Raw genomic sequence first — 19,889 nt, 5'->3', positions numbered from 1 at the left:
AATGCCCCGTCCGGGCGGGCCGGCAAACCCCCGACCCGGGGTGCCCGGTCGGACCCGGTCCGGACCCGGCGGCCCGGCCCGCGAGGGCCCGCCCGTGGCCCGGAGCCGGACGCGACCCCGACGCGCGAAACGAGCGGAAATTGTCGTGCGCACAACGACGGAAACGCTTTTCCCAAGGGCGGGAAAGAAGCGCCGCGACACGCCACTCATCCGTTCGGACACATAGCCGACCACACCGATCGGTAATCGCGCGGCGACCTTGCGTGAAAGTTGGAACCCTTGCCAGAATTTGAGCCGGCCGGTGCGACGCACGGCATTTTGTCGGCCGATCCGCACGACCACTTCCCCTGACCTGCCGCGTATTCGCGCGCAATGCGTCGACAGGTCACCGGAGCGTGGATGTTCGGCCCTCCTGGTCGCACCGGGCCGGCCGGCCCAGTAACACCCGAACTGCTCCATCACGACGCACCGAAGGACGCGTAATGACGAGAGTACGTCCCAGTGGGAAGCCCCGGGCCCTCGCCGCCCTGGTGGCGATCGCCGTTTCCGCCGCGCTGCTCGCGGTGGCCGGCCCGACCCAGGCGGCCCCCCGCACCGCCGGTGCCGATGCCGCGCAGCCGGCGGCCGGATCGTCCGCCACCGACGGCGCGCGGGCCGGTCGCCTCGCGCCGCTGTCCACCGGGGCCACCGGCGTGTCGGCGGGTTCCGCCGGCACCCTCGCCTCAACCTCGGTGACGGGGACCGTCGGTTCCATCACCGTCACCTGCACGCTGACCCCGAGCACCCCGTTCGTCTACTACGGCGGCCCGTACGGCGGCGGCGAGGAGGGCCTGGCGGCGGTGCAGTGCACCTATCCCGTCTACGCGATCCAGGTCGAGGTCGCCCTGTTCCGCTACGGCACCCAGGTCACCTACAACACCAAGACGGCTTACAGCACCGTCCTCGGCAACGTCGACACCGAGTACCCCCGGTACACCGGCGAGTACAAGACGGGCGCGGACGCCTTCATCACCTGGAACTACGGCGGCCCGACCACGTTCATCCCGCTCACCTTCAGCAACAGCGCGTACCTCTGACGGTCGCCGGGCGGCCCCCGGCCGGAACCCTTCAGGGCTCCGGCCGGGGGCTGTCCGTCGTCGCCCCGGAGGGCTGGTGGTCAGGCCGGCCCGTCGACCCGTGCGGCGTCCGCCGCCGGTGCCGCCGGTACGTCGACCGTCCGACGCGGGCCGGTGAACCACTTCCGGGCCGAGGCGTACCACCAGATGCCCACCCCGAGCAGCACCCCGCCGACGGCCAGCGGCGCGTAGTTCACCGCCGACCAGCTGAACTCCGCGTTGCCGGGCACCCCGGCCGGCACGATCGGCAGCACGAAGTACACCGAGATGATCACGATCTCGACCACCGCGATCCAGCCGAGCAGCTTGTATTTCCGGCCGAGCGTCCACGGGCCCGGCTCGAACCGGTCGCCGAGGCGCAGCCTCAGCGCGATCGGGATGACGAAGGACAGGTAGAGGCCGATCACCGCCACCGACACCACCGCGTAGAAGGCGACCGGGATGCCGGACGGGCTCTCGTAGAGCGCCGGCAGGGTGAGCACCAGACCGGCAAGCGTCGCCCCGATGATCGCGTTGGCCGGGGTGCCGTTGCGGTCGACCTTCGACCACAGCCGCCAGCCGGGCACCGCCCGGTCCCGGCTGAACGCGTACGTCATCCGGCTCATCGAGGTCACGCAGCTCATTCCGCAGAAGAACTGCCCGATGGTGGAGATGATGATGACCGTCTTGAAGAAGAACGGGGTCAGCGCGGATTCGAAGATGGCGCCGGAGAATCCGCCGGCCGCGTTGACCGCGTCCACGTCGGTGGCGGCGAACAGGAACGCCAGCAGCAGGATCCACCCGCCCACCGCCGAATAGAAGATCGACCGCCACAACCCCTTGGCGGCGGCCTGCGACGCGCCCCGGGTCTCCTCGGACACGTGCGCGCAGGCGTCGAATCCGGTGATCGTGTACTGGGTGAGCAGGAATCCCAGCGGCAGCACATAAAACCAGAACGTCAACCCGCCGGTGTCACCGTCACCGAATCCGGAGTTGTTGAACCGCTCGGTGAACACGAACTGGAAGCTCTGGTGCCGGTCGGGCACCAGCAGCAGGATGGCCACCACGGCGGCGGCGCCGGCCACGTGCCACCAGACCGACACGTTCTGGAGTACGTCGATGATCCGGTGCCCGAAGATGTTGATCAGCCCGTGCAGGGCCAGGATGATCACGAACAGGACGAACGCCTGCCGCAGCGTCCCCTCCCACCCGTCGAAGAGCGCCGACAGGGTGAGGTTGAGGAAGGTGGCGCAGCCGTAGTCCACCGACGCGGTGACCGCGACCAGGCCGATCAGGTTGAGCCAGCCGGTGAACCAGCCGTGCACCGGCCTGCCCATCTTCGCCGCCCACCAGTAGATCCCCCCGGCCGTCGGATACGCCGAGACCAGTTCGGCCAGGCAGAACCCGATGATCAGGATGAACAGCGAGATCAGCGGCCAGCCCCAGGAGATGGCGACCGGCCCGCCGTTGTTCCACGCCTGCCCGAAGGTGGTGAAACAGCCGGCCAGGATCGAGATGATCGAGAACGAGATGGCGAAGTTGGAGAAGCCGCTCCACTTCCGGTGCAACTCCTGCTGGTAGCCGAGTTCGGCGAGCCGTCGGGCGTCGTCGTCCGGCGCGTGCGGTTGCCCGGCGGTCGACGGTTGCCCGTTCCCGGCTGTCGGCGGTTGCCCGGTGGTCGGCGGGGGCGTTGTGGCCACAGCACACCTCCCTGAGGTGGTACCCGGAACTACCCGGGTGATCCCCGGGTGCGCCCGAGTCTCGTCCCGCCGATCACGACGGTCAATCCGTCGCCGGTGCCGAACTCGTTAATTCGCGTCGCCCCGGGCGGCGGTGGTCAGGTCGCCCCGGCGGGCGGTAATCGGGTTGCCCCGGATCCGGCACCGACGCATGCTTGAGCCCGTGACCAGGCCCGATCGCGACGGGCCGACGCCGGGCGCTCGGCAGGAGCCCGGCACCACGGCGGCGCGGGACGCCCACCTCTCTCACGTACGGCGTCATGCCGTACCCGACGGGCGTCCCGCTCCGCCTCCCACTCCCGCCTTGATCGACTCACCTGGGCCGATGTTGCGGTGTCCCGGCGACCGGATACCGCAACATCGACCCAACCGAGTCGATCTTGCCGCCGCTCCCGTGGGTGGTCAGGTGAACAGGAGGCCGGCCACCCAGAGGGCGGCGATCGCCAGGCCGGCCAGGAACTCCACCAGCATCGACAGGCCGGCCGCCTTCAACGCCTGCACGGTCGCCGGCCAGGCGAGCTGGTTGCTGCCCAGCCGCAGCCGTTCGGCCCCCCACACCCCGCCGACGAAGCCGATCACCAGGCCGATCACCGGGATGACGAAGAACCCGACCAGCCCGAGCAGACCCCCGACGAGCAGCGACGACGTGGGCACCCCGGTGCGCTTGAGGTTGCGCGCCGGCCAGGCGTACTTGATCACCGCACCGCCGGCGGCGACCACGGTGGCGGCGGCGAGCACCGCCCAGCGTCCCGGCCCGGCACCGCCGAAGAGCGCCCAGAGCAGCACCCCGCCCCAGCACAGCGGCAGTGCCGGCAGGCCGGGCACCACCACCCCGGCCAGCCCGGCCACGATCGCGATCGCCGCGACCACCGAGACCGCCGCCCCACCATCGGTCAGGCTCACCCCGCCACCTCTCCCCCGCCCGGTCCCGTCCCGGTCACGTCGTCACCATGCCAGAGCACCGGCCTCCCCGCCGGCCACCCGTACCCGACCGGCCGCTTGCGGCCACCCCACCCCGAACGACCACGCCCCGGTCACCACCGCACCGCCGACGACGCCCCCGACCGGGCCGGGGGCAGGTCACTCCGTCGTCTCCCCACGCAGCCGGGCGGTGATCCGGTCGGCCGGGGCGGGCGGCCCGAACCAGCGGCCCTGGCCGGTGTCGCAGCGCAACGCCCGCAACCGTTCGGCCTGCTCCCCGGTCTCCACCGCCTCGGCGGTCACCGACAGCTCCAGCGCGTGCGCCAACCGGACCAGGGCGTCGACGATCCGCTCGTCCCGGTGGTCGGGAGACGAGTCGCCGCCGTCACCCCGGATGCCCTCGACGAACGGACCGGCCAGCTTCAGGCAGTGGATCGGCAACCGCCGCAGGTACGCCAGGTTCGAGTAGCCGGTGCCGAAGTCGTCGATGGCCAGCCGTACGCCCAGATCCGCCAACCGGTACAACGACCGTAACGGCTCCCCGGCGGTGCCCATCACGGCGCTCTCGGTCAGCTCCAGCTGTAACAGTTCCGCCGGCAGGCCGCTGCGGCTCAGCGCGCTGGCGACGGTGTCCACGATGGCCGGGTCGTCGGCCTGCCGGGCGGCCAGGTTGACGCTGACCACCAGCTTCGCCTCCGGGAACTCGCGGTGCCAGGCGCGGGCGTCGCGGCACGCCTGCCGCAGCACCCACTCGCCCAACCGGACGATCAGCCCGGTCTCCTCGGCCAGGCCGATGAACCGGTCCGGACCGACCAGGCCCAGCTCCGGGTGGGACCAGCGGACCAGCGCCTCCACCGCGAGCATCGAGCCGTCCAGCAGGGACACGATCGGCTGGTAGTGGACCACGAACTCGCCCCGGTCCAGTGCCGCCGGCAGGCCCGCCGCCAGCGCGGACCGGGCGATGTCGGCGGCGCTGCGCTCCGGGTCGTACACCGCCCAGCGGCCCCGGCCCTCCGCCTTCGCCCAGTACAGCGTGGTGTCGGCGGCCTTCATCAGCTCGGACACGCTGGTCTCGCTGGCCGGGCACTCGACCACCCCGACGCTCGCCGACACGGCGAGCTGGTGGTCGCCGACGAGCACCGGCGCGGCCACCGCGGCGAGCGCCAACTCGGCGACCCCGACCGCGTCGTCGATGCCCTCACCGCCGTTGACCAGGATGACGAACTCGTCGCCACCCATCCGGGCCACCAGGTGCCCCTGGCCGATGACGCAGTCGGACAGCCGCCGGGCGATGGTGACCAGCAGCCGGTCGCCGAGGTCGTGGCCGAGGCTGTCGTTGACCGCCTTGAAGCCGTCCAGGTCGAGGAAACAGACGCCGATCCGCTGCTCGGGCCCGGCGTCGGCGAAGACCTGGCCGAGTCTCTCGAAGAACAGCGTCCGGTTGGGCAGACCGGTGAGCGGGTCGTGCAGGGCCTGGAACCGCAGCCGCTGCTGGAGTTCGTACCGCTGGGTGATGTCCTCAATCATGGCGACCGTGAACCGGGGGCGGCCGTCGTCGTGCCGGATCAGCGAGACGGCCAGGTCGGTCAGGACGACGCTGCCGTCCTTGCGGTAGTAGCGCTTCTCCACCCGGGCGCTGTCGTGTTTGCCCTCGATCAGCTCCTGGTACATCTCCCACATCCCGGCCGCGTCGTCGGGGTGGAACAGCGACGCGACGTTGGTCTGCCGCAGCTCCTCCGGGGTGTAGCCGAGCATGTCGGCAAAGGACTGATTGACGTCGATGATCTGACCGTCGATGCCGGCGATCCCGATACCGATGACCGCCCCGGTGAACACCGCCCGGAACCGTGCCTCGCTGTCCCGTAGCGCCCGCTCCACCGAATCCCGCGCCTGCCAGGCCGACCGGGCGATCCGCTCCTGCTGGCTGAAGGTACGGTCGCGCAACGCCCGGCCGAACCCGGCGGCCAGCCCACCCTGTAGGGCGGCCACCCGGACGGGCAGGTCGGGTGGCAGGTCGTTCGGGGGCAGCACCCGCTGCGGCAACTGTTCGCCGAGCGCCCGCACCGACCAGTCCAGGATGCGCGGTTCGGTCAGGTGCGCCTCCACCAGCGCCCGGCCCACCTCCTCCGCCGGGGCGGCGGAGAACTCCTCGGCGAGCAGGGCCTGCGCCAGCCGTACGGTGTGCGTCAGCAGCAGCCGCTCGGTCTCCTCCGTGCTCATCGGCACGAACCCGAGCCGGCGTACCGCCCGTGCCCAGTCGGCGGCGTAGCCCTGCGCGCCCGGACGGGACGCGTCGGTGCCGCCGGGGTCCGGAACGGCGGACATGGTCGGCTCAGCCGGCGGGTCGGTCGTGCCGGGCGACGCCGCCGAACGCCCCGAACCGCTCGGGGTGGTCGTCCACGTCGGACGGGGAGTCGGGCCGCCACAGCGGCATGTGCACCACGCCGGGCGCGAGCAGCGTCCAGTCGCCGAAGAAGCCGGTGATCTCGGCGCGGGACCGCAGCGTGATCTCGGTGTCGGTCCGGGCCGAGAGCCGCTGCGCGTCGAGCATCTCCTGGGGCTGGTCCTCGAAGGTGGAGTGGGAGATGACCAGGAAGCTGCCGGGTGCGGCGGCGGCCCGCAGGGTGGCGAGGATGTCGGCCGGGCGGTCGGCGTCGGGGACGAAGTGCACCACCCCGGCGAGCAGGATGCCCAGCGGACGGTCGAAGTCGATCAGGCCGCTGGACCGGGCCTCGTCCAGGATCAGCTTCGGCTCGCGCAGGTCGGCGTGCACGGCGACGGCCCGGTCGTTGCCGGTGAGCAGTTCGCGGCTGTGCGCCACGGCGACCGGGTCGATGTCGACGTAGACGATCCGGGCCTGCGGGTCGGCGGCCTGGGCGACCTCGTGGACGTTGCCGACGGTGGGGATGCCCGAGCCGATGTCGAGAAACTGGTCGATGCCGGCGTCGAGCAGCGCCCGGACGGCGCGGCGCAGGAACTCCCGGCCGGAGCGCATGGTGGCCGCGAGGTTCGGCGTCATGCCGGCGATCTGCTCGGCGAGCCGCCTGTCGATCTCGAAGTTGTGCGCGCCGCCGAGGAAGTAGTCGTAGACCCGGGCGGCGCTGGGCCGGCTCAGGTCGATCTCGGCGGGAAGTCCGTCCGGCGTCTGCATCTCTGCCTGGCCCCCCAGTTCGTCGCCGCGGTGCGGGAGGGCACCGGCGTCGACGGCGTGCGCGGGCACGCGGAGCCGCACCGGCCGACCCGCGGATCGTGTGGTGCTGACCACTCTAGGCCCGTCCGCCCAGGTACGGGAGATCAGCCGACCCCGATCTGTGCCCGGGACCGGCAGGTCGGACCCGCCGGGCGAACCGTGGTCACGCTGCGCGTCCGCCCGCGCACCACAGGCCACCACGGCGCGTCAGTCGACGGATTCCAGCACCAGGGCGATGCCCTGACCCACCCCGACGCACATGGTCGCCAGGGCCCGCCGGCCGCCCCGACGGCGCAGTTCCAGGGCTGCGGTCAACGCCAGCCGGGCGCCGCTGGCGCCGAGCGGATGCCCCAGCGCGATCGCGCCGCCGTTCGGGTTGACGTGCTCGGCGTCCTCCGGCAGGCCCAGCTCGCGCAGCACCGCGATCCCCTGCGCGGCGAACGCCTCGTTCAGCTCGACCACGTCCACGTCGGCCAGGGCGAGGCCGAGGCGGTCGAGCAGCCGACGGGTGGCCGGCACCGGCCCGATCCCCATGATCCGGGGCGGTACGCCGGCCGCCGCCGCGCCGCCGATCCGGGCGAGCGGGCTCAGGCCGTACCGGGCCACCGCCGCCTCGGAGGCGACAAGCAGGGCCACCGCGCCGTCGTTGACGCCTGAGGAGTTGCCGGCGGTGACGGTGCCGCCGGCCCGGAACGGGGTGGGCAGCGCGGCCAGCTTCGCAAGCGACGTCTCCCGGGGATGCTCGTCGACCTCGACCAGTTTCGTGTCCCGGCGGCCCGCCGGCACGGTCACCGGCACGATCTCCTCGGCGAACCGGCCGTCGGCCTGCGCCTTGGCGGCCCGCTGCTGGGAACGCAGCGCGAACTCGTCCTGCGCGCGCCGGTCGACGCCGAACTCGGCGGCCACGTTCTCGGCCGTCTCGGGCATCGAGTCGATCCCCCACCCCGCCTCCATCAGCGGGTTGACCAGCCGCCAGCCGAGGGTGGTGTCGTACACCTCGGCGGCCCGCGAATACGGCGTGGTCGCCTTCGGCATGACGAACGGGGCCCGGCTCATGCTCTCGACGCCACCGGCGAGCACCAGGTCGGCCTCCCCGGCCACCACGGCACGGGCGGCGGTGGCCAGCGCGTCCAGGCCGGAGCCGCAGAGCCGGTTGACGGTGCTGCCCGGCACCTCCTGCGGCAGGCCGGCCAGCAGCGCAGCCATCCGGGCCACGTTGCGGTTGTCCTCGCCGGCCTGGTTGGCGCAGCCCAGCACCACGTCGTCGACCCGGGCCCAGTCCACCGCCGGGTGCCTGGCGACCAGTTCGCGCAGCACGTGGGCGGCCAGGTCGTCGGGGCGCACCCCGGCCAGCGCGCCGGCGTACCGGCCGATCGGGGTACGGACTCCGGACACGAGGTAGGCCACGCTCATCGACGCACGTCCTTCGGGGGGTGGGAAGGGGCTGGCGGTCCCGGCGTCACCCGGGTCACGGGGGACGCCCGCCGTCAGGATATCCACGCCCGCGCCGGTCGCCGCCCGGCCGGGTCGCGCACCAGGTCGGGCGGGCGGACGCCGGATAGGTTGGCGGTATGACCCGGGCCCAGTTCAGCGCAGAGACCTCCGGCGGTGGGGCGTTCGTCCGCCAGCCCAACCGGTTCACCGGCCGGGTCACCCCGCACTCCACCTCACCCGAGGGCGGTGGCCCGGACGAGCAGGGGCGCTGGCCGCTTGCGGCCGGCCGGTACCGGCTGATCTGGTGCCGGGCCTGCCCGTGGGCGCACCGGGCCATGATCGTGCGGGGCCTGCTCGGCCTGGACGGGGTGATCTCGCTGGGCACGGTGGACCCGATCCGCGACGAACGCGGCTGGCGGTTCACCCTCGACCCGGACGGCTTCGACCCGGCGCTGGGCATCGGTTTCCTGTCCGAGGCGTACCTGGCCACCGACCCGGACTACACCGGCCGGGTGACGGTGCCCGCGCTGGTGGACACGCTCACCGGCCGGGTGGTCACCAACGACTATCCGCAGCTCACCCTCGACTTCTCCACCGAGTGGCGACGCTTGCACGCCCCGGACGCGCCCGACCTCTACCCGGTCGCGCTGCGTCCCGAGCTGGACGTGCTGATGGCCGAGATCCACACCGACGTCAACAACGGCGTGTACCGGTGCGGCTTCGCCACCTCCCTGCAGGCGTACGACGAGGCGTACGCGGCGCTGTTCGCCCGGCTGGACGCGTTGTCACAGCGGTTGGCCGGGCAGCGGTACCTGATGGGTGACGCGATCACCGAGGCGGACGTGCGGCTGTTCACCACCCTGGTCCGCTTCGACGTGGCCTACCACGGGCACTTCAAGTGCAACAGGCAGAAGCTGACCGAGATGCCGGTGCTCTGGGCGTACGCCCGGGATCTGTTCCAGACCCCGGGTTTCGGCGGGACGGTCGACTTCGACCACATCAAGCGGCACTACTACGCCACCCACCGTGAGATCAATCCCACCGGGGTGGTGCCGGCGGGCCCGGACACGTCCGGCTGGCTCACCCCGCACGGCCGTGCCTGACGCCGCCCGCGCGGTCGCCGGCCGGCTCGCCGCCGGCTGCGTGCTGCTCGGCGCGGTCGCGGTGACCGTCGCCGTCGGAGCCGGCCCGGGTGGCCCGTGGCGCGGGTACGTCAGCGAGGCCGGGGTCAGCGACAGCGCGTTCGCCTCGACGTACCGGATGGGGGTGTTCGCCCTGGCGGCGGCGTTGCTGTCGCTGGCCGCGGCGCTGCCGGTGACGTTGCGGCTCGCGGCCGGCCTGCTGCTGGCCGGCGCGGCCGGCACCGTGGTCTCCGGCGCGGTGACGTGCAGCGCCGGGTGCCCGCTGCCGCCGTTCGAGGCGGCGACACCGGCCGACCTGGTGCACGCCGGGGCGAGCATCGTGGCGGCCGGGGTGACCGTGCTCGCCATGCTGGTGGTCGGGTTCCTCCGGCCGGCGACGCCGGGGCTGCGCCGGGTGGCCCGGGTCGCCGGGGTGCTGGCGTTGCCGGTGGCCGGGGCGGTCGCGCTGGGCCTGCTGACGGTGGGCCGGGGCGATCTGGTGGCCGGCCTGGAACGGCTGCTGCTGGTGGTCTGTGCCGGCTGGGGCCTGTGCACCGCTCTGCTGCTGGCCCGGCACCGGCCGGCCGCTGCCGGACCGGCCGACCGGACCGGCCCCGGCGTGCCCCGTGCCCGTGAGCACGACGAACGTGACGAACGGGTCACCGGGTCGACAACCTCCGTGTAAGGAGCCTCACGCGGAGCGGTCATTCCAGCTCGCGGTCGGCCGGGAGTAGCGTCGACAGGCGATGACCAATGTCTGGCACCTCACCGTGCGCCTGTACGTCGACCTCCGACGCCAGGCCAGTGGGGTCTGTCCGGCGCAGCCACGCTCCTGACGCTGCCCGCGACCGACCCCTACCGACATTGGACCCGCCCTGATGGCTTCCACCCTGCGCAAGTTCCCCTTCTCCGCCCAGATCCTGCTCGGCCTCGTGCTCGGCGCGGCGCTGGGCTTCCTCGCCCGCGAGGGCGACCTGAGCTGGCTGGCCAGCACCCTCGACACCGTCGGCGGGCTCTTCGTCCAGTTGCTCAAGCTGGCCGTCCCGCCGCTGGTCTTCACCGCCATCGTGGTCAGCGTGGTCAGCCTGCGCGGGGTGGCCAACGCCGCCCGGCTGGCGCTGAAGACGCTGCTCTGGTTCGGCGTCACCGCCCTGATCGCGGTGAGCCTCGGCATCGGCATCGGCCTGCTCACCGACCCGGGCCGGGGGGTGAGCCTGGACGTCGGCGGCGCGACCGCCCCGAAGACCACCGGCTCGTGGACCGACTTCCTCACCGGCATCGTGCCGACCAACCCGGTGGGCGCGTTCGTCGAGGGCAACGTGCTCCAGATCGTCTTCCTCGCCCTGGTGGTCGGTGCCGCCGCGCTGCTGGTCGGTGCGGCCGCCGAGCCCTTCGTCGCGCTCAACCGCGCGGTGCTGGCCATCGTGCAGAAGGCGCTGTGGTGGGTGATCCGGCTCGCCCCGATCGGCACCCTCGGGCTGATCGGCCACGCCGTCGCCGCGTACGGCTGGGACCTGCTGGCCCCGCTGGCGAAGTTCACCACCGCCGTCTACGTCGGCTGCGCGATCGTCCTGTTCGTGGTCTACCCGCTGCTGCTGGTGACGGCCGGCCGGCTCAACCCGCTGCGCTTCTTCGCCGGGGCCTGGCCGGCGATCGAGCTGGCCTTCGTGTCCCGGTCCTCGGTGGGCACCATGCCGGTGACCCAGCGTTCCGTCGAGCGGCTCGGCGTCCCCCGTGAGTACGCCTCCTTCGCGGTGCCGTTCGGCGCGACCACCAAGATGGACGGCTGCGCCGCCATCTACCCGGCGCTCGCCGCGATCTTCGTGGCGCAGGTCTTCGGGGTGGACCTCGGCATCGGCGACTACCTGCTGATCGCCTTCGTCTCGGTGGTCGGCTCGGCCGCCACCGCCGGCCTGACCGGTGCCATCGTCATGCTGACCCTGACCCTGAGCACGCTGGGCCTGCCGCTGGCCGGGGCCGGCCTGCTGCTGGCGATCGACCCGATCCTGGACATGATCCGCACCGCCACCAACGTGGCCGGGCAGGCCGTCGTGCCGACCATCGTGGCCGCCCGCGAGGGCATCCTGGACCGCGACGCCTACGCCAACGCCGGACGGCGCGACCTGACCGACGCCGACGAGACCGACGCCGACGAGGCCGCCGACCGGCCGGCCCGCCGCGACGATCTCGCGCCGGCACCGGCCTGAGCGCACCGGCCGAGCCCTCCTTTGGACACTGCGCCCCGCACCGCACCGCCACCCGCCCGTACCGGAGGATCACCCGCATGAGTGCCCTGTTCACCCCACTCGCCCTGCGCGGCGTCACCCTGCCCAACCGGATCGCCCTCGCGCCGATGTGCCAGTACAGCGCCGGCCCGGACGGGCTGCCCACGGACTGGCACCGGGTGCACCTCGGGTCCCGGGCCGTCGGCGGAGCCGGCCTGATCCTCACCGAGGCCACCGCGGTCGTTCCCGAGGGGCGGATCAGCCCCCAGGACACGGGCATCTGGTCCGACGCGCACGTCGACGCGTGGCGGCCGGTCACCGCGTTCGTCGCCACCCAGGGGGCGGTGCCCGCCGTGCAGCTCGCCCACGCCGGGTTCAAGGCCAGCACCTACCGGCCGTGGGCGGCCGAGCGCGGCGGGGTGCCGGACGCCGAGGGCGGCTGGACGCCGGTCGGCCCCGGAGCCGAGCCGTTCCTGCCCGACTACCGGCAGCCGACCGCGCTGGACGAGACCGGGATCGCCGGGGTGGTGTCCGCGTTCGCCACCGCCGCCGGTCGGGCCGTCGACGCCGGATTCGCCGTCGTGGAGATCCACGCCGCACACGGCTACCTGCTGCACGAGTTCCTGTCCCCGCTGACCAACCACCGCACCGACGGCTACGGCGGCGACCGGGCCGCCCGGATGCGGCTCACCCTGGAGGTGGCCCGCGCGGTCCGGGCCGCCGTCGGCGAGCAGGTGCCGGTGCTCACCCGGATCTCCGCCACCGACTGGGTCGACGGCGGCTGGACGGTGGACGACAGCGTCGCCCTCGCCGCCGAGCTGGCCGCGACCGGCGTCGACCTGGTAGACGCCTCCTCCGGCGGGGCGTCGACCCGGGCGGCCATCCCGGTCGGACCCGGCTACCAGGTGCCGCTGGCCGCGCAGATCCGCCGCGAGGCGGGCGTGCCGACGGGTGCGGTCGGCCTGATCGTCGAGCCGGAGCAGGCCGAGCAGATCGTCGCCGCCGGGGAGGCCGACCTGGTGCTGCTCGGTCGGGAACTGCTGCGTGACCCGTACTGGCCGCGCCGGGCCGCCGCGAAGCTCGGTGCCACCCCCGACTGGCCCGAACCGTACGCCCGCGCCTTCTGACCGTCTGCCGACCGGCCTGCGGCGACCGCTGTGGGGAGAGTTGTCGTCGCTGGAGCGACGACAACTCTCCCCGGTCCCGCGGCCGGACGGCGGCGGGGTCAGCCGGCCAGGTGACCCCAGTCGTCCTCCAGGTCGCGCCACGCGCCCTGGGCGGCGACCGTGCCGTCGACCAGCACCACCACGTGGTCGGCGCGGACCAGCGCCGCCCGTTTCGAGGTGGAGCCGAGCACGGTCACCCCGTGCCCCCGCAACGCCGCCCACAGCGCCAGTTCGGTGGTGACGTCCAGCGCGGAGGACACGTCGTCGGCGACCAGCAGTTCGGTACGCGGGGCGAGCGCCCGGGCCAGCGCCAGCCGCTGCAACTGCCCACCGGACAACCGGGTGCCCTTGTGCCCGATGAGCAGCCCCAGCCCGCCGCCGCCCGCCAGGTCGTGCTCCAGTTGGGCGGTGGTGACCGCCCCGGCGGCGTCCACGTCGTGGCCGAGGGCGATGTTGTCGGCGACCGTGCCGGAGAGCACCCGGGGCAGCTGACCGACGTAGCCGACCTGCTGGGGGCGTAGGAACAGTTCCGGCTCGGTCACCGGCTCGCCGTTCCACCGCAGCTCGCCGACGTGGTGCACGATCCCGGCCAGCGCCCGCAGCAGCGACGACTTGCCGGACCCGACCGGCCCCACCACCAGGACCAGTTGGCCCCGGTCGACGGTCAGGTCGACGTCCCGCACGGCGAGAGTGCCGTCGGAGTGCCGTGCCCCGAAGTCGACCAGTTCCAGGCGGCGCAGCGGCCGGCGCGGCGGCGGCTGCGGCGCGGGGGCGGTGCCGGCGGCGATGTCCACCCCCGGCACCTCCGCCGAGTACGCCCCGATCCCGGCCATCGCCACCGTCCGCCGGGTCCACACCCGCGCCGACGGGTACTGCGAGACCAGGGACGCGGTGGTCCAGGCGAACCAGCGGGCCGCCCCGAGGGTGGAGACGGCGACCAGGGTGGCACCGGCGGAGAGCCCCCCGCCGAGGTAGAGCGCCCACGCGGCGATCGGCAGCAGCCCGCTGGCCACCGAGGGGGTGGAGCGGGCCCACACCTGCGCGGCGATCTCCCGCCGCTGCCGGTCGCTGCGCACCAGGTCCAGCGCGGAGAGGTGGTCCAGCACCGGCCGGGTCGCCCCGGCGAGCTTGACCGTCCGGGCCGCCGACAGCGACGAGACCAGCGCGGTGGCGAAGGCGGCGCGGGCGGCCACCGTGTCCCGCGCGGAACGCTCCAACCGGGGGCCGAACAGGGTCGCGGCGAGCCCGGACACGGCCATCGTGCCCACGAAGAACAGGGCCGGCACGAGACTGCCCGTGATCAGCGTCATGGTCACCATCGTCACCAGGGCGATGAACTGGTCCATCAGGTTGTCGGCGAGCTGCACGACCCGTTCGGTGTCCCCGCTCTGCGCCACCACCTCGGCCGGGGTGTGCCGGCTGGTACGGCGCGGGCCGGTCTGGCCGTGCACCAGCCGCAGGCTCATCCGCAGCATCTGCCGTACCCACCACTGGGGGAACCGCAGGTTCGTCAGGAAGGGCAGCGGCAGCACCACCACCAGCGCGGCGGCGATGCCGAGCGCCGGCAGCCACGGGTCACCGCCGTCGACGACGTCCGCCCACAGCCAGGGCAGCACCGCGCCGTCGAGGCCGAGCACGGTGATCACCATGAACAGCACGACCGACAGCAGGCCGAGGCGCGGGTCGTTCAGGCCCAGCCGCAGGATCTCCCGCATGGTCCGCGCGGGCGGTAGCGGTGGCAGCGGCGGCGGGTCCCCCTTCGGTACGGCCACCGCCGTCCGTCCGGCCGTCCCGGTGCCTGCCACGGCGGCGGCCCGCCCCGGCCCGTCGTCGCCCGCTCCGGTGCCGGCCGACCCGACGCCGTCCGCCCCGGCCGGGGACGTCGCGTCGACGTCCGGCCAGGCGGTGCCCGGCGGGTCGGCCTGCGGCCAGTTCCCGGTCGGCGGATCCGCCTCCGGCCAGGCGGTGCCCCGGGTGCCGGATTCCGGCCAGGCGGTGGCCGGGCCGTCGAGCAGGTCCAGTCCGCCCCGGCTGCCGGACCGGCCCGCACCGACCGGGGTGTACGCGGCGGCGTGGCTGGTGGCGAGCAGCTCGGCGAAACGGGCCGAGGAGCGCAGCGGGCCGGCCTCCAGGACCGCACCGTCGGCCATCACCACCACCTCGTCGCAGCGCCGCACCGACGACAGCCGGTGCGCGATGATGATGCCGATCCGGTCGGTGAGCAGACGTTCGGTCGCCTCGCGTACCCGGGTCTCGGTGACCGGGTCCAGCCGTGCGGTGGCCTCGTCGAGGATCACCACGTGCGGGTCGCGCACCAGGATGCGGGCGAAGGCCACCAGCTGTTCCTGGCCGGCGGAGAGCACGTGGCCGCCCTCGCCCAGCCGGGTCCGGATGCCGTCGGGCAGCTCCGCGACCCACCCGGTGAGCCCCAGCTCGGCCAGCGCGCGGGGCGCGTCGTCGAGCAGGTCCGGGTCGAACAGGGCGACGTTCTCGGCGAGGGTGCCGGCGAGGATCTCGGTACGCTGCGGCACCACCGCGATCCAGCGCCGCAGTTCCTCGACGTCCAGGTCGCACAGGTCGGTGTCGCCGAGCAGCACCGTCCCACGCGGCACCTCGACCGCCCGGGTGAGCACCTTGGCCAGCGTCGACTTGCCCGAACCGGTCCGCCCCACCAGCGCGTACGACCGGCCCCGGACGAAGCTGAGCCGGACGTCGCGCAGCGCGGGTTCCCGCTCGTCCTCGCCGGTGGCCGGGTAGCGGAAGGTGAGCCCGCGCAGGGTCAGGTCGCCGTCGGTGGGGGTGAGACCGCCTGAGGGTTCCTGCCGGGAGTCGGACAGCAGCAGCACCCGGGCCCAGGCGCCGAGCGCGTACTGCAGGTGCGGCACCCAGCGGGCGAGGTGTTCGACGGTCGCGCCGAAGCTCAACGCGAGCAGCCAGATCGCGGTCAGCCGGGCACCGTCGATCCGGCCGGTGGTCAACGCCCAGGCCCCGGCGAGCACCACCGCGGCGATCCCGACCCGGATGGTGCCGGCGGCGAAGGCGGTGACCCGCGCCGACATCAGGAAGACCCGGCGGCAGCGGGCCAGCACCTCGGCGGCCCGCCGGGCGTACAACCGCAGCACGTACGGCTGGGCGAGGCTGGTGCGGACGTCGTCCTGGCCGTGCACCGCCTCCTCCATCACGGCGGCCAGGTCCGACCAGGCTTCCTCCTCGGACATCCGGGCCGGGGCGATGGCGGCGGTGGGACGCCGCAGCACCACGACGAGCAGCGCGGTGAGCAGCAGCATCGCCACCCCGGCCGGCCACCAGACGAACAGCGCGCTGATCGTGGCGAGCAGGCAGAGCACCAACCCCTGGACCAGCCGTACGCCGGTGTTCCGCAGCTCGGAGGCGACCTGGTAGACGTCGTTGTCGATCCGGTCGAGCAGTTCACCGACCGGGGTGCCCTCCAGGGTGGGCAGATCCTGCCCGAGGGCGACCCGGCAGAGCCGGCGGCGCACATCGGCGGACCAGTCGGCGGTGATGCCCGCCATCAGCAGCGCGATCACCAACTCGCCGAAGACCGCGACGACCAGCGCGACTACCAGCGCGACGAACCATCCGGCCGAGCGGTGTACCAGCACCGGGCCGGCGACCGCCGAGGCGGCGGCCTGACCGGCGGCACCGAGGACGACAAGAACGATCACGACCGTCACGCGGCGTGGCGCGGACGCCCAGAGATCACGGAGCAGGCGCATGGAGACTCCCTCCGGGACTCGGGGTGGCGGTACCCCCCAGCCTGACCCCCCGCCCCCCTCCCCTCAACGCATTTACCGCCCCCCACCACCCTCCCCCGCCCCACCTCCCCCTGCCCCTGCCCCTGCCCCGCCCTGCCCCGGTGATCAAGAGATTCGCGTCAAGATTGATCTCCAAATTGCCGCAAACCTCTTGATCAACTGACTCAAACCTCTTGATCACCGGGACGAGCCGGCGACCAAACGAGGCGAGGCGGATGGCGGGCGGGGCACCCAGGGAGGCAGGAGCCAGGGGAGGCAGGAGCCAGGAAGGCGGGGGCCCGTGGCGAGCGGGGGTGCCCGGGGAGGCGGGGCGCGCGGGAAGGCGGGGCGCGCGGGGAGGCGGGGCGCGCGGGGAGGCGCGAGGGGCGGGATCGTCAGAAGAGGATGGTGGCGAGGGTGCCCACGCGGTGGAAGCCGCAGCGTTCGTAGACCCGGCGGGCGGGGCGGTTGAAGTCGTTGACGTAGAGGCTGACCGTGGGGGCGACCCGGAGCAGCGCGTCGTGGACGACGGCGGCCATCGCGGCGCTCGCGATCCCGCGTCCGCGCCATGCGGGGGCCACCCAGACGCCCTGGACCTGGGCGGTACGGCGGGTCACCACCGCCAGTTCGGCCTTGAACACGACCTCGCCGTCGACCATGCGGGCGTACGCCCGGCCGGCGCGGACCAGGTCCTCGACCCGTCGGCGGTAGGCCCGGCCGCCGTCCTCGGCCAGCGGTGAGACGCCGACCTCCTCGGCGTACATGGCGACCGCGGCGGGGAAGAGCAGGTGCACCTCGTCGGGGCGCACCCGGCGCACCTCGGGGTCGACCGGGATGGCGGGCAGGGCATCGGTGGCCAGCAGCGGCTGGTTGGGGCGGACGTCGCGGGCCGGCCCCCAGTGGTCGGCGAGCCGGTCCCAGAGGCCGAGCACCGCGTCGGCCCGTCCGACGATGGAGGAGCAGAGCCGCTCCTCGCCGGAGAGCTGCTCGGCGAAGGCGGCGACGGCGGAGTCGGTGGCGAGGATCGGGGTGAGGTTGCCGCCGAGCCAGCAGATCGACTCCAGGTTGCGGCGGGTGCCGTAGCCGAGGATCCGGCCCTCGGCCCGCCACCAGGCGAGGCCGCGTGCGGAGACCCGCTCGGCGACCTGCGCGCCCGCGTACGGGTCGAGGTCGAGCAGCCGCTCGACGGCGCGCCGCTCCGACTCTCCCAGTTGGCGTACCGGCACCGTCAGCACGCTTACCAGCCTGCCAGATCCGGGCGGTGGTTCGCCGGGCGACCGGCACAGCCGTCAAGGGACTTGTCGCCAACACATTGCCGATATATCGTTGATGCATCAGCGACAGCACAATGAGAGGACGACATGATGGGATTCCACCGTCGGATCCACGCACTGCAGGAGGCCCGGCAGCGCGGCTTCGGCTTCCCGCCCGTGCCCCCCGGCCCGCACGGGCACGGAGGCTGGGGCGGCGGCCGGGGCGGGCGCGGGCGGGGTCGGGGACGCCGCCCCAACGTCCGGGCCGCCGTGCTGGCCCTGCTCACCGAGCGGCCGATGCACGGCTACGAGATGATCCAGGAGATCGACTCCCGCACCGGCGGGGCCTGGCGGCCCAGCCCGGGGTCGATCTACCCGACGCTGCAACTGCTGGAGGACGAGGGCGTCATCGCCGCCAGCACCGATCCGGCCGGCGGCGGGCGTAAGCGGTTCGACCTGACCGAGGCCGGCCGGGAGGAGGCCACCACGGCCGCGCAGACCCCGCCCTGGGCCGAGTTCGCCGAGGACACCGTCAACAGCTGGCACGACATCCGCGACGCGGGCGCGCAGGCCATGCACGCGCTGCGCCAGGTGATGATGACCGGCACCGACGACCAGCGGGAACGCGCCGCCCAGGTGCTCGACGAGACCCGTCGCAAGCTGTACGCGATCCTCGCCGAATCCGAGTGACCCCCGGAGTAAGCCCCGGCGACCTGCCGACCAGCCCGGACCGGGACGACTCCGGCGACGATCACCCGGTACCGACGAAGGCGGCCCTCCCGGTGGGAGGGCCGCCTTCGTCGACGGTGGATCAGTGCACGGTGACGGTGGGGCCGGGGATCAGGTCGCGCAGCTCCTCGGGGATCTCCGCGCCCATCTCGTCGGCGATCCGCAGCGCCTCCTCGATCAGCGTCTCGACGATCTGCCCCTCGGGGACGGTCTTGACGACCTGCCCCTTGACGAAGATCTGCCCCTTGCCGTTGCCGGAGGCCACCCCGAGGTCGGCCTCGCGGGCCTCGCCCGGCCCGTTCACCACGCAGCCCATCACGGCGACCCGCAGCGGCACCGGCAGCCCCTCCAGGCCGGCGGTGACCTCCTCGGCGAGCTTGTAGACGTCCACCTGGGCCCGGCCGCAGGACGGGCAGGAGACGATCTCCAGCCCGCGCTCGCGCAGCCCCAGCGACTCCAGGATCTGGTTGCCGACCTTGATCTCCTCGACCGGCGGGGCCGACAGTGACACCCGGATGGTGTCGCCGATGCCCTCGGCCAGCAGCGCCCCGAAGGCGACGGCCGACTTGATGGTGCCCTGGAACGCCGGGCCGGCCTCGGTCACGCCCAGGTGCAGCGGGTAGTCGCACTGCTCGGCCAGTTGACGGTAGGCCCGGATCATCACCACCGGGTCGTTGTGCTTGACCGAGATCTTGATGTCCCGGAAACCGTGCTCCTCGAACAGCGAGCACTCCCACAGCGCCGACTCGACGAGCGCCTCGGCGGTGGCCTTGCCGTACTTGGTGAGCAGCCGCTTGTCCAGCGAGCCGGCGTTGACGCCGATCCGGATCGGCGTACCGGCGGCGGAGGCCGCTGCGGCGATCTCCCTGACCTTGTCGTCGAACTGGCGGATGTTGCCCGGGTTGACCCGGACGGCCGCGCAGCCGGCGTCGATCGCGGCGAACACGTACTTCGGCTGGAAGTGGATGTCGGCGATCACCGGGATCTGCGACTTCTTCGCGATCGCCGGCAGTGCCTCCACGTCGTCCTGGCTGGGCACGGCGACCCGGACGATCTGGCAGCCGGACGCGGTCAGCTCGGCGATCTGCTGGAGGGTGGCGTTGACGTCGGAGGTGAGGGTGGTGGTCATCGACTGCACCGAGACGGGGGCACCGCCACCGACGGGCACCGAACCGACCATGATCTGGCGGCTGGCCCGGCGCGGGGCGAGCGGCGGGGGAGGTACGGCGGGCATACCGAGACTGACAGCGGTCACTTCAGGC

At 73.3% G+C, this 19,889-nt stretch carries 14 protein-coding genes; 6 read left to right on the top strand and 8 right to left on the bottom strand.

Going from position 1 to position 19,889, the window contains the following annotated elements:
* The first annotated feature begins 482 nt into the window (after positions 1-482).
* Positions 483-1,076, top strand: a complete 594-nt coding sequence (locus tag JQX11_RS05385; RefSeq protein WP_204923870.1) for a hypothetical protein — start codon at positions 483-485, stop codon at positions 1,074-1,076.
* 80 nt (positions 1,077-1,156) lie between these two features.
* Here JQX11_RS05385 and JQX11_RS05380 read toward each other — a convergent pair whose 3' ends face one another.
* The 5 genes from JQX11_RS05380 to pcaF form a co-directional block, all read right to left on the bottom strand.
* Positions 1,157-2,794 (bottom strand): amino acid permease, encoded by a 1,638-nt coding sequence (locus JQX11_RS05380; RefSeq protein ID WP_307826070.1) that lies wholly within the window; start codon positions 2,792-2,794, stop codon positions 1,157-1,159.
* 441 nt (positions 2,795-3,235) lie between these two features.
* On the bottom strand, positions 3,236-3,736 hold the full coding sequence (locus JQX11_RS05375; protein WP_204923869.1) for a DUF456 domain-containing protein: 501 nt from the start codon (positions 3,734-3,736) through the stop codon (positions 3,236-3,238).
* Between the two features lie 177 nt (positions 3,737-3,913).
* Positions 3,914-6,079, bottom strand: a complete 2,166-nt coding sequence (locus JQX11_RS05370) for a putative bifunctional diguanylate cyclase/phosphodiesterase (RefSeq protein WP_204923868.1) — start codon at positions 6,077-6,079, stop codon at positions 3,914-3,916.
* Positions 6,080-6,086: 7 nt separating this feature from the next.
* The gene (locus JQX11_RS05365; protein WP_204924146.1) at positions 6,087-6,974 is read right to left on the bottom strand and encodes an SAM-dependent methyltransferase; all 888 of its coding nucleotides are present in this window, start codon (positions 6,972-6,974) and stop codon (positions 6,087-6,089) included.
* 177 nt (positions 6,975-7,151) lie between these two features.
* The gene (gene pcaF, locus JQX11_RS05360; RefSeq protein WP_204923867.1) at positions 7,152-8,357 is read right to left on the bottom strand and encodes a 3-oxoadipyl-CoA thiolase; all 1,206 of its coding nucleotides are present in this window, start codon (positions 8,355-8,357) and stop codon (positions 7,152-7,154) included.
* A 158-nt stretch (positions 8,358-8,515) separates the two neighbouring features.
* Here pcaF and JQX11_RS05355 point away from each other — a divergent pair, with 158 nt between their 5' ends.
* The 4 genes from JQX11_RS05355 to JQX11_RS05340 all read left to right on the top strand — a co-directional run bounded on the left by JQX11_RS05355 (position 8,516) and on the right by JQX11_RS05340 (position 12,851).
* A complete protein-coding gene (locus JQX11_RS05355) occupies positions 8,516-9,481 on the top strand; it encodes a glutathione S-transferase family protein (protein WP_204923866.1) in 966 nt (321 codons plus the stop codon).
* Entirely contained in the window at positions 9,474-10,184 is a 711-nt protein-coding gene (locus JQX11_RS05350; protein WP_204923865.1) for a DUF998 domain-containing protein, read from the top strand. The genes JQX11_RS05355 and JQX11_RS05350 overlap by 8 nt, the downstream gene beginning before the upstream one ends.
* Before the next feature lie 205 nt (positions 10,185-10,389).
* Positions 10,390-11,706: a dicarboxylate/amino acid:cation symporter gene (locus tag JQX11_RS05345; RefSeq protein ID WP_204924145.1), complete on the top strand. Its 1,317-nt coding sequence runs from the start codon at positions 10,390-10,392 to the stop codon at positions 11,704-11,706.
* A gap of 77 nt (positions 11,707-11,783) precedes the next feature.
* Positions 11,784-12,851, top strand: coding sequence for an NADH:flavin oxidoreductase/NADH oxidase (locus JQX11_RS05340; protein WP_204923864.1), 1,068 nt, complete (start codon positions 11,784-11,786; stop codon positions 12,849-12,851).
* A gap of 98 nt (positions 12,852-12,949) precedes the next feature.
* Here the strand turns inward: JQX11_RS05340 and JQX11_RS05335 are convergent, their stop codons facing one another.
* Complete coding sequence (locus tag JQX11_RS05335) at positions 12,950-16,627, bottom strand: ATP-binding cassette domain-containing protein (RefSeq protein ID WP_204923863.1); 3,678 nt, start codon at positions 16,625-16,627, stop codon at positions 12,950-12,952.
* Between the two features lie 413 nt (positions 16,628-17,040).
* The gene (locus JQX11_RS05330) at positions 17,041-17,880 is read right to left on the bottom strand and encodes a GNAT family N-acetyltransferase (protein ID WP_204923862.1); all 840 of its coding nucleotides are present in this window, start codon (positions 17,878-17,880) and stop codon (positions 17,041-17,043) included.
* Between the two features lie 129 nt (positions 17,881-18,009).
* Here JQX11_RS05330 and JQX11_RS05325 point away from each other — a divergent pair, with 129 nt between their 5' ends.
* The gene (locus JQX11_RS05325; RefSeq protein WP_204923861.1) at positions 18,010-18,588 is read left to right on the top strand and encodes a PadR family transcriptional regulator; all 579 of its coding nucleotides are present in this window, start codon (positions 18,010-18,012) and stop codon (positions 18,586-18,588) included.
* A 121-nt stretch (positions 18,589-18,709) separates the two neighbouring features.
* Here JQX11_RS05325 and ispG read toward each other — a convergent pair whose 3' ends face one another.
* Positions 18,710-19,882: a flavodoxin-dependent (E)-4-hydroxy-3-methylbut-2-enyl-diphosphate synthase gene (gene ispG / locus JQX11_RS05320; RefSeq protein WP_204923860.1), complete on the bottom strand. Its 1,173-nt coding sequence runs from the start codon at positions 19,880-19,882 to the stop codon at positions 18,710-18,712.
* Positions 19,883-19,889 lie beyond the last annotated feature (7 nt).

Origin of the sequence: Micromonospora humida (genome assembly GCF_016901255.1) — a bacterium.
Classification (GTDB): domain Bacteria; phylum Actinomycetota; class Actinomycetes; order Mycobacteriales; family Micromonosporaceae; genus Micromonospora; species Micromonospora wenchangensis.
The sequence above is the reverse complement of the archived record's forward strand: the minus strand, read 5'-3'. Positions and strand labels throughout refer to the sequence as shown.

What these genes read in the sequence shown, in the direction of transcription:
- JQX11_RS05335 (WP_204923863.1), bottom strand. Translation starts at nt 16,627, where the DNA reads ATGCGCCTGCTCCGTGATCTCTGGGCGTCCGCGCCACGCCGCGTGACG.
- JQX11_RS05385 (WP_204923870.1), top strand. Translation starts at nt 483, where the DNA reads ATGACGAGAGTACGTCCCAGTGGGAAGCCCCGGGCCCTCGCCGCCCTG.
- JQX11_RS05370 (WP_204923868.1), bottom strand. Translation starts at nt 6,079, where the DNA reads ATGTCCGCCGTTCCGGACCCCGGCGGCACCGACGCGTCCCGTCCGGGC.
- JQX11_RS05340 (WP_204923864.1), top strand. Translation starts at nt 11,784, where the DNA reads ATGAGTGCCCTGTTCACCCCACTCGCCCTGCGCGGCGTCACCCTGCCC.
- JQX11_RS05325 (WP_204923861.1), top strand. Translation starts at nt 18,010, where the DNA reads ATGGGATTCCACCGTCGGATCCACGCACTGCAGGAGGCCCGGCAGCGC.
- JQX11_RS05355 (WP_204923866.1), top strand. Translation starts at nt 8,516, where the DNA reads ATGACCCGGGCCCAGTTCAGCGCAGAGACCTCCGGCGGTGGGGCGTTC.
- pcaF (WP_204923867.1), bottom strand. Translation starts at nt 8,357, where the DNA reads ATGAGCGTGGCCTACCTCGTGTCCGGAGTCCGTACCCCGATCGGCCGG.